This window comes from Haloparvum sedimenti (assembly GCF_001462205.1).
GTDB classification, from domain to species: Archaea; Halobacteriota; Halobacteria; order Halobacteriales; family Haloferacaceae; genus Haloparvum; species Haloparvum sedimenti.
Map to the genome: position 1 here is coordinate 23,334 of NZ_LKIR01000059.1, position 1,348 is coordinate 24,681.

General features: G+C 44.1%; 2 protein-coding genes. One reads left to right on the forward strand and one right to left on the reverse strand.

From position 1 onward, the window contains the following. Window positions 1–73: 73 nt before the first annotated feature. Window positions 74–313 (forward strand): DUF2061 domain-containing protein, encoded by a 240-nt coding sequence (locus AN233_RS16235; RefSeq protein WP_080508332.1) that lies wholly within the window; start codon window positions 74–76, stop codon window positions 311–313. Between the two features lie 196 nt (window positions 314–509). Here the strand turns inward: AN233_RS16235 and rdfA are convergent, their stop codons facing one another. Beyond that, on the reverse strand, window positions 510–1,121 hold the full coding sequence (gene rdfA / locus AN233_RS16725; RefSeq protein WP_343123570.1) for a rod-determining factor RdfA: 612 nt from the start codon (window positions 1,119–1,121) through the stop codon (window positions 510–512). Between the last annotated feature and the right edge of the window lie 227 nt (window positions 1,122–1,348).

Genomic DNA, 1,348 nt, shown 5'->3' on the forward strand with positions numbered 1-1,348 from the left:
GTATATTGGTTAATCATCGGCAAAAAATCAACCAAGGAAAATTACTTATTCGGGTAGAAACGTGGGAGAAGATATGGTTCGCCACGCAATTTCCAAATCAGCTTTACAGAATAGGAAGCGAGCAATTGTTAAAACAGTTAGCTACCGTTTATTTATGTTATTGATTACTGTTAGTATTGCATGGGTGATTATCGGAGATGTGAGTGCGGCTCTTAATATTGGTCTATTAACTAACATCGTGAAGACGGGAACATACTACCTCTACGAGCGTATATGGGACCATATTACCTGGGGCGTTATGGAACAGACATGATCAAACTGCACACCAGTTATAATAGTATAAGTTAACCTGGAGTTTGTAATTGGATCTACTATTAACGAGTTACCCTATTGGGCCCAGAACCGGGAGTTATAGGGTTCTACACCCGGTTTAGCCAACTACAACACCGGATTCCTTCACTTAACGAGGGATCCAAGAATAGCGTACTTCACAAATTTCGTCAATCAAGTTAACGCTGGCAGTCACAACCACCCTGTGCTACAAGATCCATGACATCGTGGAGAGCTCCACAAGATGCACAAGAGACACGAATGGTCACGAGGACCTCGAAGTCACCAAGTGCAAGTTTATCAGCGTTCTTCAGTCGGGATACAGTATCAGTAGTAACTGCCTCAGCACGGTTTTGCATACTGCTAACGCGACTGCGCTCCTTGTCCACAGAAATCTCATATGAATTCTTTTCAGCCTCAAGACATTTTGTGAGGTGGCGATAGACTGTCTGATGTGAGATGAACTCCTCTGTAACTTCATCAGCGTCAATTCCGCGCTCGGATAGCGAAGAACGCGCTTGGATTTTGCTGGCATTAAGTGCGTCTTCGTCTGTAAGTAACTGATAGAGATTCTCAACTTCTCCATCGATTGGGTTGGCACCAGCATCCAACATTAATTGTCGAAGTACTTCTTGATTAAGCCAGTCCGTAAGTGAGCGAATGCTCTCACCGTCTCCATTAGCGCCAATCCAGCGAGTTACGAGCTTATCGTTCATATTTTCGAGCTCGTGCCTTGAAATTATACTGCCGACCTTGCAGTTACAGTCGACATTAGTAGTTTGAGTGTCCATACCGGGCCCAAACTGTTACAGGCATATGTACGTAACTATTCAGCCCTCGATTCTGCTCTCGCTAGGTTAACACAGAAAAATATTGAAAGTTGGATAGTTCAGTGTTTTCATTTTTCAAAAGACATTTTCACAGCACTCCAGTTAGAGCGCCCGAAGTCAGGTCCGGTCCTAGTTCACTACAGGCCAGGTTTGAGATTCGAAGCACAACTCGTCAGAAACACGGCGTT